This is a genomic window from Escherichia sp. AM3 (assembly GCF_032029835.1).
Lineage (GTDB): Bacteria > Pseudomonadota > Gammaproteobacteria > Enterobacterales > Enterobacteriaceae > Escherichia > Escherichia coli.
Window position 1 is genome coordinate 1 of sequence record NZ_JAVUPQ010000253.1, and the last position, 1756, is coordinate 1756.

Genomic DNA, 1756 nt, shown 5'->3' on the forward strand with positions numbered 1-1756 from the left:
GTCCTGAATTTTGCATTTCTTGCAACAATCCCCACGTAGCAACAATTCTTAACTTTTTGTGATTGTCAGGCAATAATCCCTCTCTTCTGCCTTTGAGATCCGTTTTCTGCTAGTTACGGATCTTCCTCCCCCTCCGCACAGCGCCACACCCTGTAAGCACAACATGTAGTGCTGAATTCAGCTGCTCTTGACACTATATGTTGTGTCATCTCCCTGACCTGTGATGCGCCGCGCAGGGGCGGAAAACAGCGATATGATTATTTCCTCAGCGTGGTACACTTCCGGAAAGTTGTGATATTCAGGAAAGTCGGATCTGACGAAAACGGCTCTCCGGTAATTTAACGGCGTGGTTATGTGGCTGCTTATTATCAGCCTTGAAATGATGACGTCATGGTAAAATCATCCGTGTGACAGAAGCAGGGTTGTGCTGCGCGTCATCATTACTCTGCGTGACTATTGAACCGGATACTATTTTCGAGGCGAGGTATGGGTAAACCAACATTTAGATCATTTTACGATGTGGTCCGGGAGCTTGAGGATGTATATGGCCATAAAGAGCTATGGCTGTATTCAGGAGCGGCATACGCAACGCCAACAGAAATGATTAACGCCAGACATAACTGGAAATCGCCAAAAATCCTGAAACGTAACGGAAGAATGGTTGCAGAACGAATGGATAACTCGGACTCATGGCAACTGGTTGGTGACTACAAAAAACCGCTGTTCCAACATTGTGCTCCGCCCTGGCAATCCTGTCAGATAGATGACTATTTTAAAGGCTATTACATTATCGCCCCCTGAAGGTCAGAGGAGTAATTGATGGCGGGATTACATCATTGATGGCGAGGTTTAAATGGGAAGTATGAAAGAACTGCTGTTTGAAATGCAGGAGGAACGGCGTGACGAATGGATTGCGGAAAATTATCCGGATGCTGAGGAAGGAACTCCTGAATGGGATGCGGCAGCGCAGGAATACAGCTGGTTTCAGGACTGGATGGAAGAGGCGGCTGAGCAGCAATATTTTGAGGCTTCGCTTGCCAGTATTCCTGACCGCCTGCAGGATGCAAAGGCTGAACTGGATGAGTTAGAGAGCCTGATGCAGTTCAACCAACCCAGGATCGTAGAGCGGATGGCTTACGTTCATTGCGTGAGTGTACTGGACAGCTTTCTGATGTACAGCGCAAGAGCACTTCTTAGTCATCCCCCGCATTTACAGAAGTTCCTGCACGAGGCTGATTCGTTGGTTCCTAATAAGGAAGACAGAAGAAAATTACTTGCTTCCAAATGGGTCGAGCAGGAGCCGGATAAAGACACTCCTGAGAAGGTTTATACCTGGCGAGCTCAGTCTCTTGTAGCGAAGAAGACATTTCAGAGCCACAAAGTGATAGGTCGGTATTTTTCAAGGATGCTGACAACGCCACATGAGTGGCCATTGGAGGAGATTAAGGGTGTAATCAAGACCCGAAACGCACTGGTACACCGTAATGGAGTTACCGAATCTCTTGAACCCGTGTATATCAGTTCGGGGAGTGTGCAGAATGCTATCTGCACGGTACGAGCATTTATTACCGTGGCGGCTGAAACCCTTCTGCAGGAAGATGCACTATACAGGACGGATGATGGCATATTCTGAAATTACCGCAGCGACACCATCCATAAGCGTCTTCACTGAGGGATATGTCGATGACTTCGCTTCCCGCTAACTGTATACCAGTAAGCAACACATCATTACCTGTCGCCATAGACTACCCAGCAG

2 protein-coding genes are annotated in these 1756 nt (G+C 47.7%); both read left to right on the plus strand.

The window, feature by feature from the left end; translation table 11 throughout:
- Positions 1 to 486 precede the first annotated feature (486 nt).
- A complete protein-coding gene (locus RTW80_RS24730; protein WP_001302628.1) occupies positions 487 to 801 on the plus strand; it encodes a hypothetical protein in 315 nt (104 codons plus the stop codon).
- 52 nt (positions 802 to 853) lie between these two features.
- Positions 854 to 1633 (plus strand): hypothetical protein, encoded by a 780-nt coding sequence (locus RTW80_RS24735; protein ID WP_000535296.1) that lies wholly within the window; start codon positions 854 to 856, stop codon positions 1631 to 1633.
- The last annotated feature ends 123 nt before the right edge of the window (positions 1634 to 1756 follow it).